We start from the raw sequence: 234 nt of genomic DNA, 5'->3' as shown, positions 1-234 counted from the left end.
CAATTCGGAGCAAACGGACGCAAATGACGATTAATAATCTCGAGTAATTTTTTTGTCTGTTCCATATTTAACGCTGTCGGAGTTCCACCGCCCACAAAAATCGTTTTCATACTATCAAACGGAACTTTTTGAACCGTATTTATTATTTCCTTCTCTAAATAATCTAAATATTGATCAACCGGTTGGCGTTCAATAAACACTTTATTAAAATCACAATAGTGACAAATGTGCTGA

1 pseudogene is annotated in these 234 nt (G+C 34.6%); it reads right to left on the bottom strand.

The window, feature by feature from the left end:
* Positions 1-234, bottom strand: a pseudogene (locus tag SB717_RS39710) (radical SAM family heme chaperone HemW); the annotation flags it as partial.

It is taken from the genome of Priestia sp. SIMBA_032 (assembly GCF_046535215.1).
GTDB lineage: Bacteria > Bacillota > Bacilli > Bacillales > Bacillaceae_H > Priestia > Priestia aryabhattai.
The sequence above is the reverse complement of the archived record's forward strand: the minus strand, read 5'-3'. Positions and strand labels throughout refer to the sequence as shown.